We start from the raw sequence: 13,944 nt of genomic DNA on the forward strand, positions 1-13,944 counted from the left end.
TCAACCTTAAAATATTTCTTAACTATGTGAAAAAACACTATAAGTATTACAGAAAAAATGTGGAGATGCAGTAGTTGTTTTGTGTAATTGATCACATTCGACCACTTCACATAATCGATTTTTAAAGTCGCCAGAAGTTATTAAAACTGTAGCCTTTTTGCTATGATGTCGACAATGTCAAAGAAAGATGGGAATGTGAATGACGACCTTAAAAAATGATCGTTTTCTGCGCGCATTGTTGCGTGAGCCTGTAGATGCTACACCAGTATGGATGATGCGTCAGGCTGGCCGTTATTTGCCTGAGTACCGTGAAACGCGTGCCAAGGCAGGAGATTTCCTTTCACTTTGCAAGAATACTGAACTGGCCTGTGAAGTGACCTTACAGCCTTTGCGCCGTTATGATCTGGATGCCGCGATTTTATTCTCAGATATCTTGACGGTTCCCGATGCTCTGGGATTGGGACTGTATTTTGAAGCCGGTGAAGGTCCGAAATTTCACAAGACCATCCGTACCGAGCAGGATGTCGCGAATCTGCCTGCATTTAATGCCAAATCAGATCTGGATTATGTGATGAATGCAGTTTCGACCATTCGTTCAGCCTTGGGCGGCCAGGTTCCTCTAATTGGCTTCTCGGGCAGTCCATGGACGTTGGCAACGTATATGGTCGAAGGCGGTTCAAGCAAAGATTTCCGTTTTACCAAACAGATGATGTATGCGCAGCCTGAAGTTTTGCATGCTTTACTGGATCGTCTGGCTGATGCAGTCACTGAATATTTGAATGCGCAGATTGATGCAGGTGCGCAAGCGGTACAGATCTTTGATAGTTGGGGTGGGGCATTAGCACATCGTGAATATATCGAGTTCTCGCTGAACTATATGAAGAAGATTATCGCTGGTCTGCAACGTGAGAAAGATGGTCGCAAGATTCCGGTGATTCTGTTTACCAAAGGCGGTGGTCAGTGGTTGGAACCGATGATTACAACTGGTGCGGATGCCTTTGGTCTGGATTGGACCACGTCATTACAGGTTGCGCGTCAAACGGTAGCAGGTCGTGCAGCACTACAGGGTAACCTGGACCCTGCAACTTTATATGGTTCATCAGAAACCATCATTAAAGCGACCAAAGCCATGCTGGATGATGCCTATGCCAATGGTGAAAAAACCGGTTATGTGGCCAATCTGGGACATGGTATTACCCAGTGGGTCGATCCGGCCAATCCAAAGGCATTCATTGATACCGTACATGAGTATAGTGCCAAATATCTTTAGGATGTAAACCTTGATCGATCTATTCAAATCAGGGTTTGAATTTACTTATAAGGCAGCTTCGGCTGCCTTATTTGGGATTTTACTCCTGCTCGCTTTTGCACTGACAGCTTCCATGGGCAGCGATCGTTTTTTTGGTTTTTACCGCTATGACTATCTGTTGTTTTTTGCCTTGTTGATTCAGGTGGTACTGCTCTATACCAAACTGGAATCCTGGGCAGAAGCCAAAGTCATTGCGCTGTTTCATGTTATGGCCATGGTGATGGAAATCTTCCTGACCCATCCGGCAATTGCTTCCTGGTATTACCCACAACCCGCAGTATTTAAAATTATGACCGTGCCTTTATTTGCCGGTTTTATGTATTCTGCGGTCGGCAGTTTTTTTGCGCGTTCCTTGCGTTTATTTCAGGTGTCATTTGAAAAATTGCCACGTTTTAGCCATATGCTGGCCCTGGCAGTCTTGTCTTATATCAACTTCATGAGCAAGTTTTTTATGCCCGACTATCGCCTGATTCTATTTATCTGGAGCGTAGTGATGTTCTGGAAAACCAAAATTCGCTTTCAGCTCAATCGACATACTTTTCAGTTGCCGATGTTGCCAGTATTGTTGGTTTTGGCATTTATTATCTGGATTGCCGAGAACATCAGTACCTTTTACCAGATCTGGCTCTACCCAAGCCAGATTGAACAGTGGCATATGGTGGGATGGGGCAAACTCGGGTCTTGGTATCTGTTGTTATTGCTGAGTCTGGTCTTGGTGTTAAAAATCTTGGGACAGCGTAATTCACAAGGCAATTGGACGCTCAAACAACAGTAAAATTATTCAGGTTATGTTTATGTAAAGCATGTATTTTTTCGATTGCACCAAACTTGACTTATCGCTACTCTGCTGAGTATGTAATTTAAATTACATAATAAGCGTAATAACAAAGATTGCATGAGAATAATTGGAGAATAAATATGTTAAAAAAAATTATGCTGGCGGCAGTTTTGGCGACTGGTTCAGGTATGGCAATGGCTGACCAAGATGTCGGCTGTGGTGTCGGGAGTCAGGTATGGGCAGGTCAGTCTGGTATTATTCCTAAACTTTTAGCAGGGACCACCAACGTTCTTTTCACGAATCAGTGGCTCGGGATCACTTTTGGTACTTTGGGTTGTAACCAGGGCGGTACTGTAACTGCTCAAGTGGTGACCTTTACCAATGAAAATGCTGAAGCACTGGCGCGTGATATGGCAGTCGGTGAGGGTGAAAGCCTGAATGTACTGGCTGAACTTTTGAATATTAAATCTGAAGATAAAGCTCGTTTCTTTAGCGTTTCCAAGCAGAATTTCTCTGAAATCTATTCTGAGCACAACCAGAATACGCTTCAAGTTCTAAGCTCATTACAAACGGTTATGGCCAAAGATGACGTCTTAAAATCTTACGTCTGATCCGCACTCTGAAAACCCTGCTGTCCTGGCAGGGTTTTCTTATGAATAAAAGAAATTAATGAGAATAAGTTAACTGAATGAAATATGCGTTCTTTCTGCTGGGTCTCGCATTCAGCCCTTTAAGTCTTGCCAGCGAAATTAATCCAGACATCCAGCATTATCTAGATCAGGCCGAAACTAAGCGTTTGCATCAGAGCACCACCTGGCAACGGCTTATGTATGCCACTGCAGAGGGACACAGTGAGGTAACCTACTCAGGTTATTTTCTGGCAGAACAGGGAAACACGAATTTAAAAAAAGAAATACAGCATAATATTCAGGCCTTATTCTCGACTGCAGAAGCAAATCAGTCCGTCCGCTGTAAGTTCCCGGCACGAAGCAGCTGGTTAATGCAGCAATTGAATATCTCGGAGCAACAATTGCCTGCGGTCAGTTGTCCAGATTTGGATAAATGGATAGGCGAGGTTAAGCCCTATCAGGCGACCCTGATTTATGCCACGGATTTTATGGGCAATCCCAGCTCGATGTTCGGACATACCTTATTACGGCTGGATCCTAAAGATCAGCAACAACTCAATCTGATTTCTTATGCAGTCAACTATGCAGCAACCGTCGATGGCAATGACAACTGGTCATTTGCCTGGAAAGGACTGACCGGGCAATATCCGGGTGAATACTCACTGATGCCGTATTACCGCAAAGTAAAAGAATATGGTGACTTTGAAAGCCGCGATTTATGGGAATACGAATTAAATTTAAGTCCGCAAGAGACTAGATTTCTGGTACAGCATCTTTGGGAAATGCAACAGGTCAGTTTTCCTTACTATTTTATCAATGATAATTGTGCATATCGTTTACTTGGGTTATTTGATCTGGTACGCCCTGAGTTGAATTTACAGCAACAGTTTAAGTCAGCCGCGATTCCGATTGAAACGCTGAAAGTGGTAGAACAGCAGGGTTTGATCAAACAGAAAGTTTATCGTCCGGCTCTCGAAACTCAATTGCTGGCCCAGTCCAGACAGCATGGCAAAGTCCTGGCAAAGACTGCACATCAGCTGGCTTATGCAGAGACAGATACCATGTCTTCAATTTTGCAAGCTTATCCTGCAGAGGATCAGGCTAAAATTCTGGAAATGGCCTATGATCATTTATATCTGGATTTTCTCAGACAAAAAGTAGATGAATCATTTTCCCAGCCACGTTTCCGCACGTTATTGGGCTTAAGAAGTCAGCTGAATATCGAGAAACAGCGTAAAGCACCGGAACGTCCAAAAATAGATCCGGTACAAAGCCATCATGCACGCAATATCAGTATTCAGGCCGGACAGGTTCAAGGTGAATCCTTTGTCCAGCTTGGGCATCGGCAAGCCTATCATGACTTGATTGATCCGCAAGGCGGTTTTCGTACTGGCACACAGCTGCTGTTTCTGGATGGTGGCTTGCAATATCGTGACAGTGAACTCAAACTGGAACATTTGGATCTATTTACCGTCAATTCCTATAACCCGGTGAATCCGTTTAATACCCCATTATCCTGGGGCTTTAATCTGGGCTGGAAACAGGAAGCACTAGATGCGCATGGTCAGTTTAGTGAAAATAAACAACATGGCGTCGCCAGTCTAAAAACCCAAGTGGGTTATAGTGTGGCAAATGCGAGCCGTGAACATCTGTGTTATGCACAAATGCAAAGTCAGGTTCAGGTAGCTAAAGCACTCGATCAGGGGTGGCGTGTGGGTCTCGGTCCTACTATAGGTTGCCAGAATATCTGGAATGATCAGATCAATAGCCTGGTACAAGTAGAGCTTCCTTATTGGGAAGATTCGCATAGCTGGCATCTGAAGCTGAATACCCAATTTCAATATGCTTTTACTCCACAAAATGCGATTCGCTTGTCGTGGGAGTATCAGCAGCAACACGCTAAAGACTGGGATCAATGGAGTCTGGGGCTGATCCGTTATTTCTAAATAGGGTTCAGGACTAAAATAAATATCAGTATTTCAATGACCTGTTCATGAAGCTTTACGTCTGGGTAATCGATAAGCAGCATTAAAATAATCTTATCGATATTTAAGTTAAATCCCCTTAATTTTGCTATATTTATCACATAATATTAGTGCAAATTACAGTGTATTGGGGAATGGGTTGTATGAATAATGAATGCATGGCAATGCTGGCCGAGCAGTGGAAGCATATCTGTCAGAATTATTCATCAGATAACCTATTACATGCTTTCCAGTTTATTCAAGATCATTCGCTGGTGCTGGTCGAAGAGTTTTATAAAAATATGCTGCTCGAAGCAGAAGCATCACAGTATTTTACTGATGATCTGATCCAGCAGCGCTTACGCGATACTTTAAACCAGTGGCTGTTAGAAAGTTTTAGTGTAGCAATCAATAAACGCTATATCGAAGCGGTACAAAAACAAAATATCGTTGGACATGTGCATGCGCGCGTGGGAATTCCATCGTGGCTGATCATGCGGGGTATTCGCGAAATCGAACGTAAAATGTTTGAATTGCTGAGTCTAAACCCCCAGCCAAACATGCTTACCACCTGTAGTTATATTATACAAATCATGGGGTTTGCTACAGAAATTATGTGTCGCTCTTATGAGGCCAAAACAGCCATGAATCAGGAAATCAAACACAGCTATCGTGTTTTTTCAGCGATGCAGGATGTGGCAGTTCAAAAAGATAAACAGCGCAGCTCATTGCTGGACTGGGAAAATGAGCTGATGTTCAAGGTCTTTTCCGAGCATGAAAAACTGAATCATCCGATGCTGTCCAAGTCCGAATTCGGTTTATGGTTTATCCATAAAGCATCTTATGCTTTTACCGGTTCAGATCAGGTCGATTTAATTATTGAGCGGATTTATCAGGTCGATGAACTTAATCAGGCCATGATGGACTGCACTGATAAAAATAATGTTCTGGGACTGATTCAACAAATCCGTGACTTAAATCGTGAGATCCAATTGCTGGTCGACCAGTTATTCCAGGTCGCAGAATATATTGAATCTGGTAATGATTCATTGACCCAGCTATTAAATCGCCGTTATTTAAATACGGTGATTTCACGTGAAATTACCTTTTCCCGCAAGAACCATACTCCCTTGTCTTTACTTGCGATTGATGCCGATTTCTTTAAAAGCATAAATGACAAATTTGGGCATGCGACAGGTGATCTGGCGCTAAAATTTATTTCTGAAGCGCTGCAAAAATACAGTCAGGGTAGTGACTATGCTTTTCGGGTCGGTGGTGAAGAATTCTTATTATTGCTGGTCGATACGGATGAGCAACGTGCCCTGAATATTGCTGAAAGTATTCGTAAATATGTTGAAAATGGCATGATTAGCACGGCGCAAGGACAGCAGTTTAAAATTACAATCAGTATTGGATGCGCGCTCTATGATGGACATCCGGATTATCAGCGATTTTTGGATGCGGCAGATGCGGCACTGTATATGGCGAAAAATACTGGCCGTAACCGGGTGTATGTGGCACAGCAGCCTTTAAATCCTGCCGGACAGCAACTATCAGTCTAGCTCGAAAATAGTTATCATCCGGCAATGTGTTGCTGGATAAACTCCTGAAAATTTTCCTTTTGCTGTATATAGTCGGGATGATTTTTAGCTTCATCCCATTTCTGTTTAAAAATTTTGGCAGCCGCAGCCTTGACCGGATCTTCGTGACTACGGGGTAGTTCTGAACGGCCATGCGCACCGCTTAAGCCTTTTTTGTCGTCTGGAACCGGCCCATCGTATTTTTTGCCACCTTTATGGTTGGCATAACGTCGGGCACGGGTATAGCCCATCTGTAAAAACTTGCGTGCCATGTCCGCACCGACAAAATCCTCTTGTTTTAAATATTCCAAGAAAAGCTGATAAATCTTGTCACTGCTGGCTTGAGCTTTTTCTTCATCGGCAAAACGCCAGTGTGGCAGAATTTCTGATTTATAAGGCTCAACCAGCAACACGCCTTGTTCGCCACGCCCAATCCGATACAACTCTGGCCGTTTGCGAAAATTAATCTTTTCAAAGTCCAGAGAATAATCAAAACTATTTGATACCACACGTGACTGACGCTTTGGTGGCGGCTTTTTGGCGGATAAGCTCATAGTGAGGCCTTTCTCTTATATTGAATGTCACTCAATAAATAATTCAATGAAAACATAAAAATATTTAAAAATTAAATATCAAGATTCTGAAAAGCCCCGGTCACGGGGCTTTAATTTTACTTAGACTTTTTAGAACTGGTTTTTGAAGCTTTAGCCTTGGTCGACTTGCTCTTAGAGGATGTACTAGACTGCTTCTTGGCAGGTGCTGATTTTTTCGAAGAAGACTTTTTCACTTTTGTGTCGTCATCTTTGCTCTTGTTACTACTTTTTGCTTTGGCCGGTTTTTTCGCGGAAGACGTTTTTTGGTCTTTCGCTTTATCGCTGGCTTTTGAACTTGCGCTTTTCTTCGCTTTCACTTTTTCATCTTTGCTGGCATTCTCTTTTTTAGAAGATGCCGCTTTAGATTTACTGCTTTCAGCCTTTTTGCTGACTTTGCGATCACTGTCTTTGTCACTGCTCTTGGTGGATTTTTTCAGCTTTTCATCCTGAGTCTTTTTTATGGTTTTTGCTGATTTTTTGCTGTCTTTCGCCTGGTTGTTTTTGCTATTCGCCATGGTTACTTTCCTTATCATCATTAAAAATCAATTAGAAAGATATAAAGCGTGTTGCTGTATATCAACTTCAATTCACTCTAAAGGGAGAGTGACAGGATTGAAATTTTATCGTGTATCTAAATGTAGGCTTGTTGCAAAGACAAGCAGACCTTGTTTAGCTTCGAGTATAAGTAATGCAAATTTACCCAGTTATCTATTCAGTCCATCTATTTCTCGGTCAGGTTTAGGCCATATAAATTTAATATATTCAAATATTTTAAGCTTTATAAACATAAGAACCGGAAATTAAAAAACCCCGAATGATCGGGGTTTTATGTATTGATTTTTTAAGGCTTAGTAGCTTTCTGGAACTGCACTTAAAAATTCACGACGTGTTTCTTTATCGGTTTTAAAATCCCCAATAAAAGACACCGTCCGTGTGGTTGATTCCTGTTTACCGACACCACGCATCATCATGCACATATGTGCAGAGTCAATGACCACGGCGACACCACGTGCTTTGGTGATTTCGGCAACGGCTTCTGCAATTTGCTGGGTCAGATTTTCCTGAATTTGCAAGCGGCGCGCAAACATCTCAGTAATGCGGGCAAATTTGGACAAGCCTAAAACATGACCTTCCGGCAAATAGGCAACATGTACACGACCATAAAATGGCAATAAATGATGTTCGCAGAGCGAATAAAATTCGATGTTTTTGACCAGTACCATTTCACGGTTGTCAGAAGGGAAGACCGCTTTGTTGGTTACTTCTTCAAGTGTCTGGCTATAACCCGAGGTTAAATATGAAAATGCTTTCGCAGCGCGCACAGGCGTATCTTGGAGACCAGGGCGACTTAGATCTTCGCCAACGGCAGTAAGAATGTTTGCGTAGGATTGCTGCATAGTCATATGACGTATTCACTTAAACTGAGAATGAACAAGGACGGCATTGTAGCAGAAAACTTTTACAATGCCTTGTTTTGAGGCTAAAACCGTCTACTGTTTGAACTTTGGATTCTTTTCTGCACGTTTAAGCAGAACCAATACCGCACCGGTACCACCCTGTTTTTCAGGTGCGCTGACAAATGCCAAAACATCACGATGTTGACGCAGCCAGCCGTTGACATAGGTTTTTAAAACTGCTTCCGGGCCTTTACCATGCACGATCTTAATCACGTTCTGGTTTTCGTCTTTGGCGATTTGAATAATCTGCAGCACCGCTTGACGCGCTTCTTCCACGGTACAGCCATGCAGATCGACAGCTTCAAACCAGCGCAAGTTACCGGCTTTTAAGTCTTCAAATACTTTATGCTGCAAGGTGGCAATGCGATAGCTCAAGTTGGCCTGACTCCCGACAGGATTAAGCATGGCCTGAGTATCCGATAATGCCATTGTATCGGTTTCCATCGGACCGGTGGCCGCTGCACGCTTTGCCAGAACGTGTGCATCCGGCTTTTTCTTGCGTGGCTTGTCCAGTTGAACCGTATTTCCTGATTCAATTTTTTGCACGCTCTGCATTTGTTTGCGGAATAATTCGAGTTCTTCTAAAGCCTCTTGCTCGACAGTCTTTTCAACAGGTGCAGCAACGACCGCAGAGGTATGCGGCTGTGTAATTTGCTTCTTAAAAGATTTCAGCAGGTTGTACTGATCTTTAGATAATGAAGAATCGTGTTTACTCATAATGTAAAAACAAGGGAGGTGCGGAATTTAAAAGAATTATAGTCTGAAAATAGATAAAGGAGAAATGAAATGCATTCATGGACATCCATCGTAAAATTCCAGCTTTCAATCCCGGACTCATGTATCACCATTGAGCCAATTATCTATCAATGATAGAAAGCTATTCATTGATTTTTTAATTTTATAGGTTAAACGATTGCCTCTACAGAGAATATCTTCTTAAATATAACAACATGATACCTAGAAATAAAAGATGAATTATTCCGGCAGTTGTTGGTGTGACGAAGTAAAGTTTAGGGTGAATACAGAGATTCATAGCACGTATCACTGTCACTGCAGTTTATGTCGAAAACAGAGCGGGACAGCCGCCAATGCAGCGACTTTAGTGAATATTCAGAATTTTGAATGGACTGCTGGATCGTCCTTTATTTTATATTATCGGAAAGATACTGGATTTAGCTCTCATTTTTGCTAGTGCTGAGGCTCCCCCGTACCCAATCAAGTAGGCACCACTGCATTTATATGGATTCCTTTAGGGTTATTAGATGCGAGACCTAGGATTCTAAAGAAATTGAATTTTTGCCTGAGCTCTAAAATAGAGTGGGCGGATGAAATCAAGGTAGATAAAAGCTATACCGGGGTGCCAGAGTTTGAAAAATTAAAATACTGTTTTGATCAGTAGACTTAGCTTTCAGGTATAGAAAATGTATAGGTCATATGGATATATGAAAGTACAAGATTATATTTTAGAGCACAGGCTCAAAGTGCAGGGGCTCGTTTCGAGGCAGTACTTTGTCAATCTTCGCCTGTTTTATTTCCACTCTCTTTAGTTCTGCTTAAAACAATTGCAATGTAATTTGAGTTTATCTGCTTGTGAAACTTTGCTGAATAAAATTAAAAAGCCCAATTCTGAGATTGGGCTTTTTTAATGCTTAGGTGAGAATTTACATTTTAAACCGCTTCAGGCTCACCAAACAGGTCACGGAAAGCATGATCAGGACGTGGCTGTTTCATAAAGCTTTCACCGACCAGGAAGGCATGAATGTCATGTTCCTGCATCATGGCAACATCGGCAGGCGTTGCGATTCCGCTTTCAGTGACCAGTAAGCGTGAAGGATCAAGTAATTTTTTCAAACGTAGTGAGGTGTTTAAATCGACATCAAAGGTTTTTAAATTACGGTTATTCACACCCAGCAGGCAGCGATCTGAGAGTTTCAGCGCACGTTCAAGTTCAGCTTCATCATGTACTTCAACCAGAACGTCTAAATTGTGCTCGAAGGCAGTTTTCGACATTTCTTCCAGCTGCTGATCAGACAGGCATGCCACAATCAATAAAATACAATCTGCATCTAAAGCACGCGCTTCGATAACCCCATAAGGGTCGATCAGAAAGTCTTTGCGCAGCGCAGGCAGGTCACAATGTGAACGGGCAATCTGAATGTTTTCATCTGCACCTTGGAAAAAGTTCACATCGGTTAGGACGGATAAACAGGCTGCGCCTGCATCCTGATACTGTGCCGCAATTTCCGCAGGGTTAAAATTCGCGCGAATAATCCCTTTAGATGGTGAAGCTTTCTTGATTTCAGCAATAACACCGGGACGTTTCGAGATCAAAGACTGGGCGAAACCACGCACGGGTGATGCACCTTGTGCGAGTTCTTCCAGATCTTTATAACTTTTCTGCTTTAAACGTCGGGCAAATTCTTCTGTTTTACGGTCAACAATTTTGCCTAAAATTGTATTTGCGATATCTACCATGATCAAAATCCCTGACTGAATTAAGCTTCGTACTGTTTGATGGTTTTGGTAAATTCAGACAGTACACTCATTTTCTCAAGTGCCTGACCGCCATAAATAATATCATGTGCAAGCGCGACACCATGTTTGTAGCTGCTGGTTAAACCCGACACATAAATACCGGCACCGGCATTCAGGGCAATCATATTGGCGGCTTTGTCACCGATCTCTGATTTTTTCTTGCCCAGTGCATCCTTGATTAATGCCAAGCTCTGTGCCGAATCTTGCACAATTAAACCGGTCAAGGTTTGCGACTGGATGTCTACCGATTCAGGCGTAATTTCCCATTCAGTCACTTCGCCATTTTTCAGTTCAGCCACATAGGTAGATGAAGCAATGCTGATTTCATCCAAACCATCACGTGAATGCACTACCATCACATGTTCGGCACCGAGCTGTTTCATGACTTCTGCAATCGGACGGCACAGTTCATTGGAAAATACGCCAATGACTAAACGATTTACTCCGGCCGGATTCGTAAGCGGGCCAAGTAAATTGAAAATGCTGCGAATCCCTAACTCTTTACGTGGGCCGATTGCATATTTCATGGCTTTATGATGATTCGGTGCGAACAGGAAACCGACACCGACATCACGGATACAACGCTCAGTTTGCTGCATATTCAGATCAAGATTAATCCCGGCCTGTTCCAGTAAATCTGACGAACCTGATTTGGTTGAAACACCACGGTTGCCATGTTTAGCAATGGTAGCGCCTGCTGCCGCAATCACAAATGCAGAAGCTGTAGAGACATTAAACAGGTTTTGACCATCACCGCCTGTACCCACGATGTCCACTAAATACGGAATATCGCTGACATCAATTTTAGTGGCAAGTTCACGCATGACCCGTGCGGCTGCGGTAATTTCATCAATGCTTTCGCCTTTAAGGCGTAAACCCATCAATAGGGCACCAATCTGGGCATCGGTTGCTTCACCTGACATGATGGCACGCATCACGTCTTGCATTTGATCCTGAGTCAGGTGAATGTTTTTAGTAATATTGTTTAAAGCTTGTTGAATATTCATAAGGTGTTCTTAGGCATAAATTTCGAGAAAGTTTTTAAAGATTTGATGACCATGCTGGCTCAGAATCGATTCAGGATGGAACTGCACGCCTTCGACCGGCAATGTCTTATGTTTCACACCCATAATCTCTTCCATAGAGCCGTCAGCTTCATTGGTCCAGCAGGTCACTTCCAGGCATTCAGGCAAGGTAGCTTGATCAATCACCAGGGAATGATAGCGCGTTGCAGGAAATGGAGACGGAAGGTTGCTGAAAATCCCGGTATTGCTATGGTACATATCGGACAATCGGCCATGCATTACACGTTTGGCACGTATGATGTTACCGCCAAATGCCTGACCAATACTCTGATGACCGAGACAAACGCCTAGTAACGGAATTTTACCAGCAAAATGCTGAATCGCAGGAATCGAAATTCCTGCTTCACTTGGCGAGCACGGGCCAGGACCAATCACGAGATACTTGGGTTGCCATCGCTCGATATCTTCCAATGTTACGGCATCATTACGGACTACTTTTACTTCTTGATTCAGTTCGCCAAAATATTGGACGATGTTGTAAGTAAAGGAGTCATAGTTGTCGATCATGAGAAGCATATCGCACGTAACCTCTTGAAAATTATGAAAATGAGTATCTTTGTTTCTAATCGTTACTCACTATGTTACTCACTTTATAGAAAGTGACTGATTTTACAGGCATTAAAAAGCCGCTCAATCAAGCGGCTACTTTACCAGTTTTTGAATGCCTTGTGACAACTTCGTTCACATAACTATTGAGGTAGTAACTTCGAGGGCCATCTTTGCTAGGTTGCTCAATTTCTCCTTTTTTGATCCGGTCATATAGAGTCGGCTCACTCATGTTCATCCGCTTCGCAAATTCCTTAATACTCACTCGGCGCTCATCTTGATTTGCCATTGCTCTTTTAAGCTCCTGCATCTCATCAAAAATAGCCTGGAGTAGATTGTGCTCAGATTCAGCTATCACGTTCCACCTCCAATCTTTTACCTGCTTCTATTTCTGGCATCTTCATAAAAGTAATCCAGTGCGTATTTGCCCGTTTTCCGCTAATGTGCCCAAAGACAGGCTTGTGATTTGTCAGTTCCAAAATTTCACTAACTTTAATCTGGGCTTCATTCCTTTTAAAAATTAAAACTCCATCGGTGGCCAACACGCGAAAACATTCCTCAAAACCTTTTCGAATATCTTCACGCCAGTCATCGTTCAGCTTTCCATACTTAAGAGCCAACCAGCTCTGCTTTCCTGCACGAACCAAGTGCGGCGGATCAAACACGACTAAATTAAACTGTTCATCATCAAACGGCATGTCGCGGAAATCCATTTCAATATCTGGCGCTACTTCAAGACTGCGACCATCACACAAGATATGGCTTGCAGTGCGGATATCACAGTAAACTACATTCGGGTTCTGACGATCAAAGTGCATCATGCGTGATCCGCAGCATGGATCTAGAATTTTTGCATTCACGACACTTCTCCCAGACTCTGCATCACCCCAAATCGGTCATGCTTTGCTATATAGCTGGAAAGCATGTGGTAAATAGCGTCAGCATTTCCATCATCAACTTGAACGCCTGTTATGCCGGATTTATGAGAAATGGATAGTCCTAAATCACCCTGATATCCCTCTACTGCTAAAAAGAAAACATCAGCTTGTTGCTGTTCTAGCACCAAATTAAAAGGCTTGTCCTTGTGCAGCTCATCAATGATGTAGTTGGCGACTTGGACGTTGGTTAGTTGAATTTCAGTCATCACGCCACCTTCACATCTAGATAATCAGGGTTATCAAGATGCTCTTCATATTCACCAAATAGCGCCTGACATGCTGCATTACCTGTTAAATCACTTTTTAAAAGCACATAGCTCAACGTCTTACGTGTGCCTTTACCAGTAAATGTTGAACTGCCATCGGCAAGGTCTTTCTTTGTATAACCTAGCTTTTCCAGCCAAAGCTTGAATCCGGCCTCATGCTTCTGTTTGATTCTGAAGATCATCTGTACCCCCAGGTATCCGAAAAATTTCGTAGGCAATCATCAATACCGAACAGGTTAATATTGCGGTAAGTTCTAACCCGAC

At 42.7% G+C, this 13,944-nt stretch carries 16 protein-coding genes and 1 pseudogene; 6 read left to right on the forward strand and 11 right to left on the reverse strand.

Annotated elements, in window-relative coordinates:
- Window positions 1-199: 199 nt before the first annotated feature.
- The 5 genes from hemE (at window position 200) to KUG37_RS06510 (ending at window position 6,242) form a co-directional block, all read left to right on the forward strand.
- Window positions 200-1,270 (forward strand): uroporphyrinogen decarboxylase, encoded by a 1,071-nt coding sequence (gene hemE / locus KUG37_RS06490; protein ID WP_216936156.1) that lies wholly within the window; start codon window positions 200-202, stop codon window positions 1,268-1,270.
- A 10-nt stretch (window positions 1,271-1,280) separates the two neighbouring features.
- On the forward strand, window positions 1,281-2,084 hold the full coding sequence (locus KUG37_RS06495) for a DUF817 family protein (RefSeq protein ID WP_216936158.1): 804 nt from the start codon (window positions 1,281-1,283) through the stop codon (window positions 2,082-2,084).
- A gap of 143 nt (window positions 2,085-2,227) precedes the next feature.
- Window positions 2,228-2,698 carry a DUF3015 family protein gene (locus KUG37_RS06500; RefSeq protein WP_216936159.1) on the forward strand — a complete coding sequence of 157 codons (471 nt, stop codon included), beginning with the start codon at window positions 2,228-2,230 and terminating at the stop codon, window positions 2,696-2,698.
- 77 nt (window positions 2,699-2,775) lie between these two features.
- Window positions 2,776-4,662 (forward strand): DUF4105 domain-containing protein, encoded by a 1,887-nt coding sequence (locus KUG37_RS06505; protein WP_216936161.1) that lies wholly within the window; start codon window positions 2,776-2,778, stop codon window positions 4,660-4,662.
- A gap of 182 nt (window positions 4,663-4,844) precedes the next feature.
- The gene (locus KUG37_RS06510; RefSeq protein WP_216936163.1) at window positions 4,845-6,242 is read left to right on the forward strand and encodes a diguanylate cyclase; all 1,398 of its coding nucleotides are present in this window, start codon (window positions 4,845-4,847) and stop codon (window positions 6,240-6,242) included.
- 14 nt (window positions 6,243-6,256) lie between these two features.
- On the opposite strand, the gene KUG37_RS06515 is transcribed toward KUG37_RS06510, so the two are convergent.
- From KUG37_RS06515 to KUG37_RS06530, 4 genes are all read right to left on the reverse strand, one after another.
- Entirely contained in the window at window positions 6,257-6,814 is a 558-nt protein-coding gene (locus KUG37_RS06515; RefSeq protein WP_216936166.1) for a DUF4385 domain-containing protein, read from the reverse strand.
- A gap of 116 nt (window positions 6,815-6,930) precedes the next feature.
- A complete protein-coding gene (locus tag KUG37_RS06520; protein ID WP_216936168.1) occupies window positions 6,931-7,368 on the reverse strand; it encodes a hypothetical protein in 438 nt (145 codons plus the stop codon).
- A 333-nt stretch (window positions 7,369-7,701) separates the two neighbouring features.
- Window positions 7,702-8,250: a GTP cyclohydrolase I FolE gene (folE, locus tag KUG37_RS06525; RefSeq protein WP_216936293.1), complete on the reverse strand. Its 549-nt coding sequence runs from the start codon at window positions 8,248-8,250 to the stop codon at window positions 7,702-7,704.
- Between the two features lie 93 nt (window positions 8,251-8,343).
- Window positions 8,344-9,027: a Smr/MutS family protein gene (locus tag KUG37_RS06530; protein WP_216936170.1), complete on the reverse strand. Its 684-nt coding sequence runs from the start codon at window positions 9,025-9,027 to the stop codon at window positions 8,344-8,346.
- 253 nt (window positions 9,028-9,280) lie between these two features.
- Between KUG37_RS06530 and KUG37_RS06535 the strand changes: the two are divergent.
- Window positions 9,281-9,709, forward strand: a pseudogene (locus KUG37_RS06535) (GFA family protein).
- 269 nt (window positions 9,710-9,978) lie between these two features.
- Here KUG37_RS06535 and trpC read toward each other — a convergent pair.
- From trpC to KUG37_RS06570, 7 genes are all read right to left on the reverse strand, one after another.
- On the reverse strand, window positions 9,979-10,785 hold the full coding sequence (gene trpC / locus KUG37_RS06540; RefSeq protein ID WP_216936173.1) for an indole-3-glycerol phosphate synthase TrpC: 807 nt from the start codon (window positions 10,783-10,785) through the stop codon (window positions 9,979-9,981).
- 20 nt (window positions 10,786-10,805) lie between these two features.
- Window positions 10,806-11,852 (reverse strand): anthranilate phosphoribosyltransferase, encoded by a 1,047-nt coding sequence (gene trpD / locus KUG37_RS06545; protein WP_216936175.1) that lies wholly within the window; start codon window positions 11,850-11,852, stop codon window positions 10,806-10,808.
- A 9-nt stretch (window positions 11,853-11,861) separates the two neighbouring features.
- The gene (locus tag KUG37_RS06550) at window positions 11,862-12,446 is read right to left on the reverse strand and encodes an aminodeoxychorismate/anthranilate synthase component II (RefSeq protein WP_216936177.1); all 585 of its coding nucleotides are present in this window, start codon (window positions 12,444-12,446) and stop codon (window positions 11,862-11,864) included.
- A 118-nt stretch (window positions 12,447-12,564) separates the two neighbouring features.
- Complete coding sequence (locus KUG37_RS06555; RefSeq protein ID WP_216936179.1) at window positions 12,565-12,834, reverse strand: hypothetical protein; 270 nt, start codon at window positions 12,832-12,834, stop codon at window positions 12,565-12,567.
- Window positions 12,824-13,336 (reverse strand): class I SAM-dependent methyltransferase, encoded by a 513-nt coding sequence (locus KUG37_RS06560; RefSeq protein WP_216936181.1) that lies wholly within the window; start codon window positions 13,334-13,336, stop codon window positions 12,824-12,826. Before KUG37_RS06560 ends, KUG37_RS06555 begins: the two co-directional genes overlap by 11 nt.
- Complete coding sequence (locus tag KUG37_RS06565) at window positions 13,333-13,620, reverse strand: hypothetical protein (RefSeq protein ID WP_216936183.1); 288 nt, start codon at window positions 13,618-13,620, stop codon at window positions 13,333-13,335. The genes KUG37_RS06560 and KUG37_RS06565 overlap by 4 nt, the downstream gene beginning before the upstream one ends.
- Window positions 13,620-13,862: a hypothetical protein gene (locus KUG37_RS06570; protein ID WP_216936185.1), complete on the reverse strand. Its 243-nt coding sequence runs from the start codon at window positions 13,860-13,862 to the stop codon at window positions 13,620-13,622. The genes KUG37_RS06565 and KUG37_RS06570 overlap by 1 nt, the downstream gene beginning before the upstream one ends.
- Window positions 13,863-13,944 lie beyond the last annotated feature (82 nt).

The organism is Acinetobacter sp. BY419 (assembly GCF_019038395.1).
In the GTDB taxonomy this organism is placed as follows: Bacteria; Pseudomonadota; Gammaproteobacteria; order Pseudomonadales; family Moraxellaceae; genus Acinetobacter.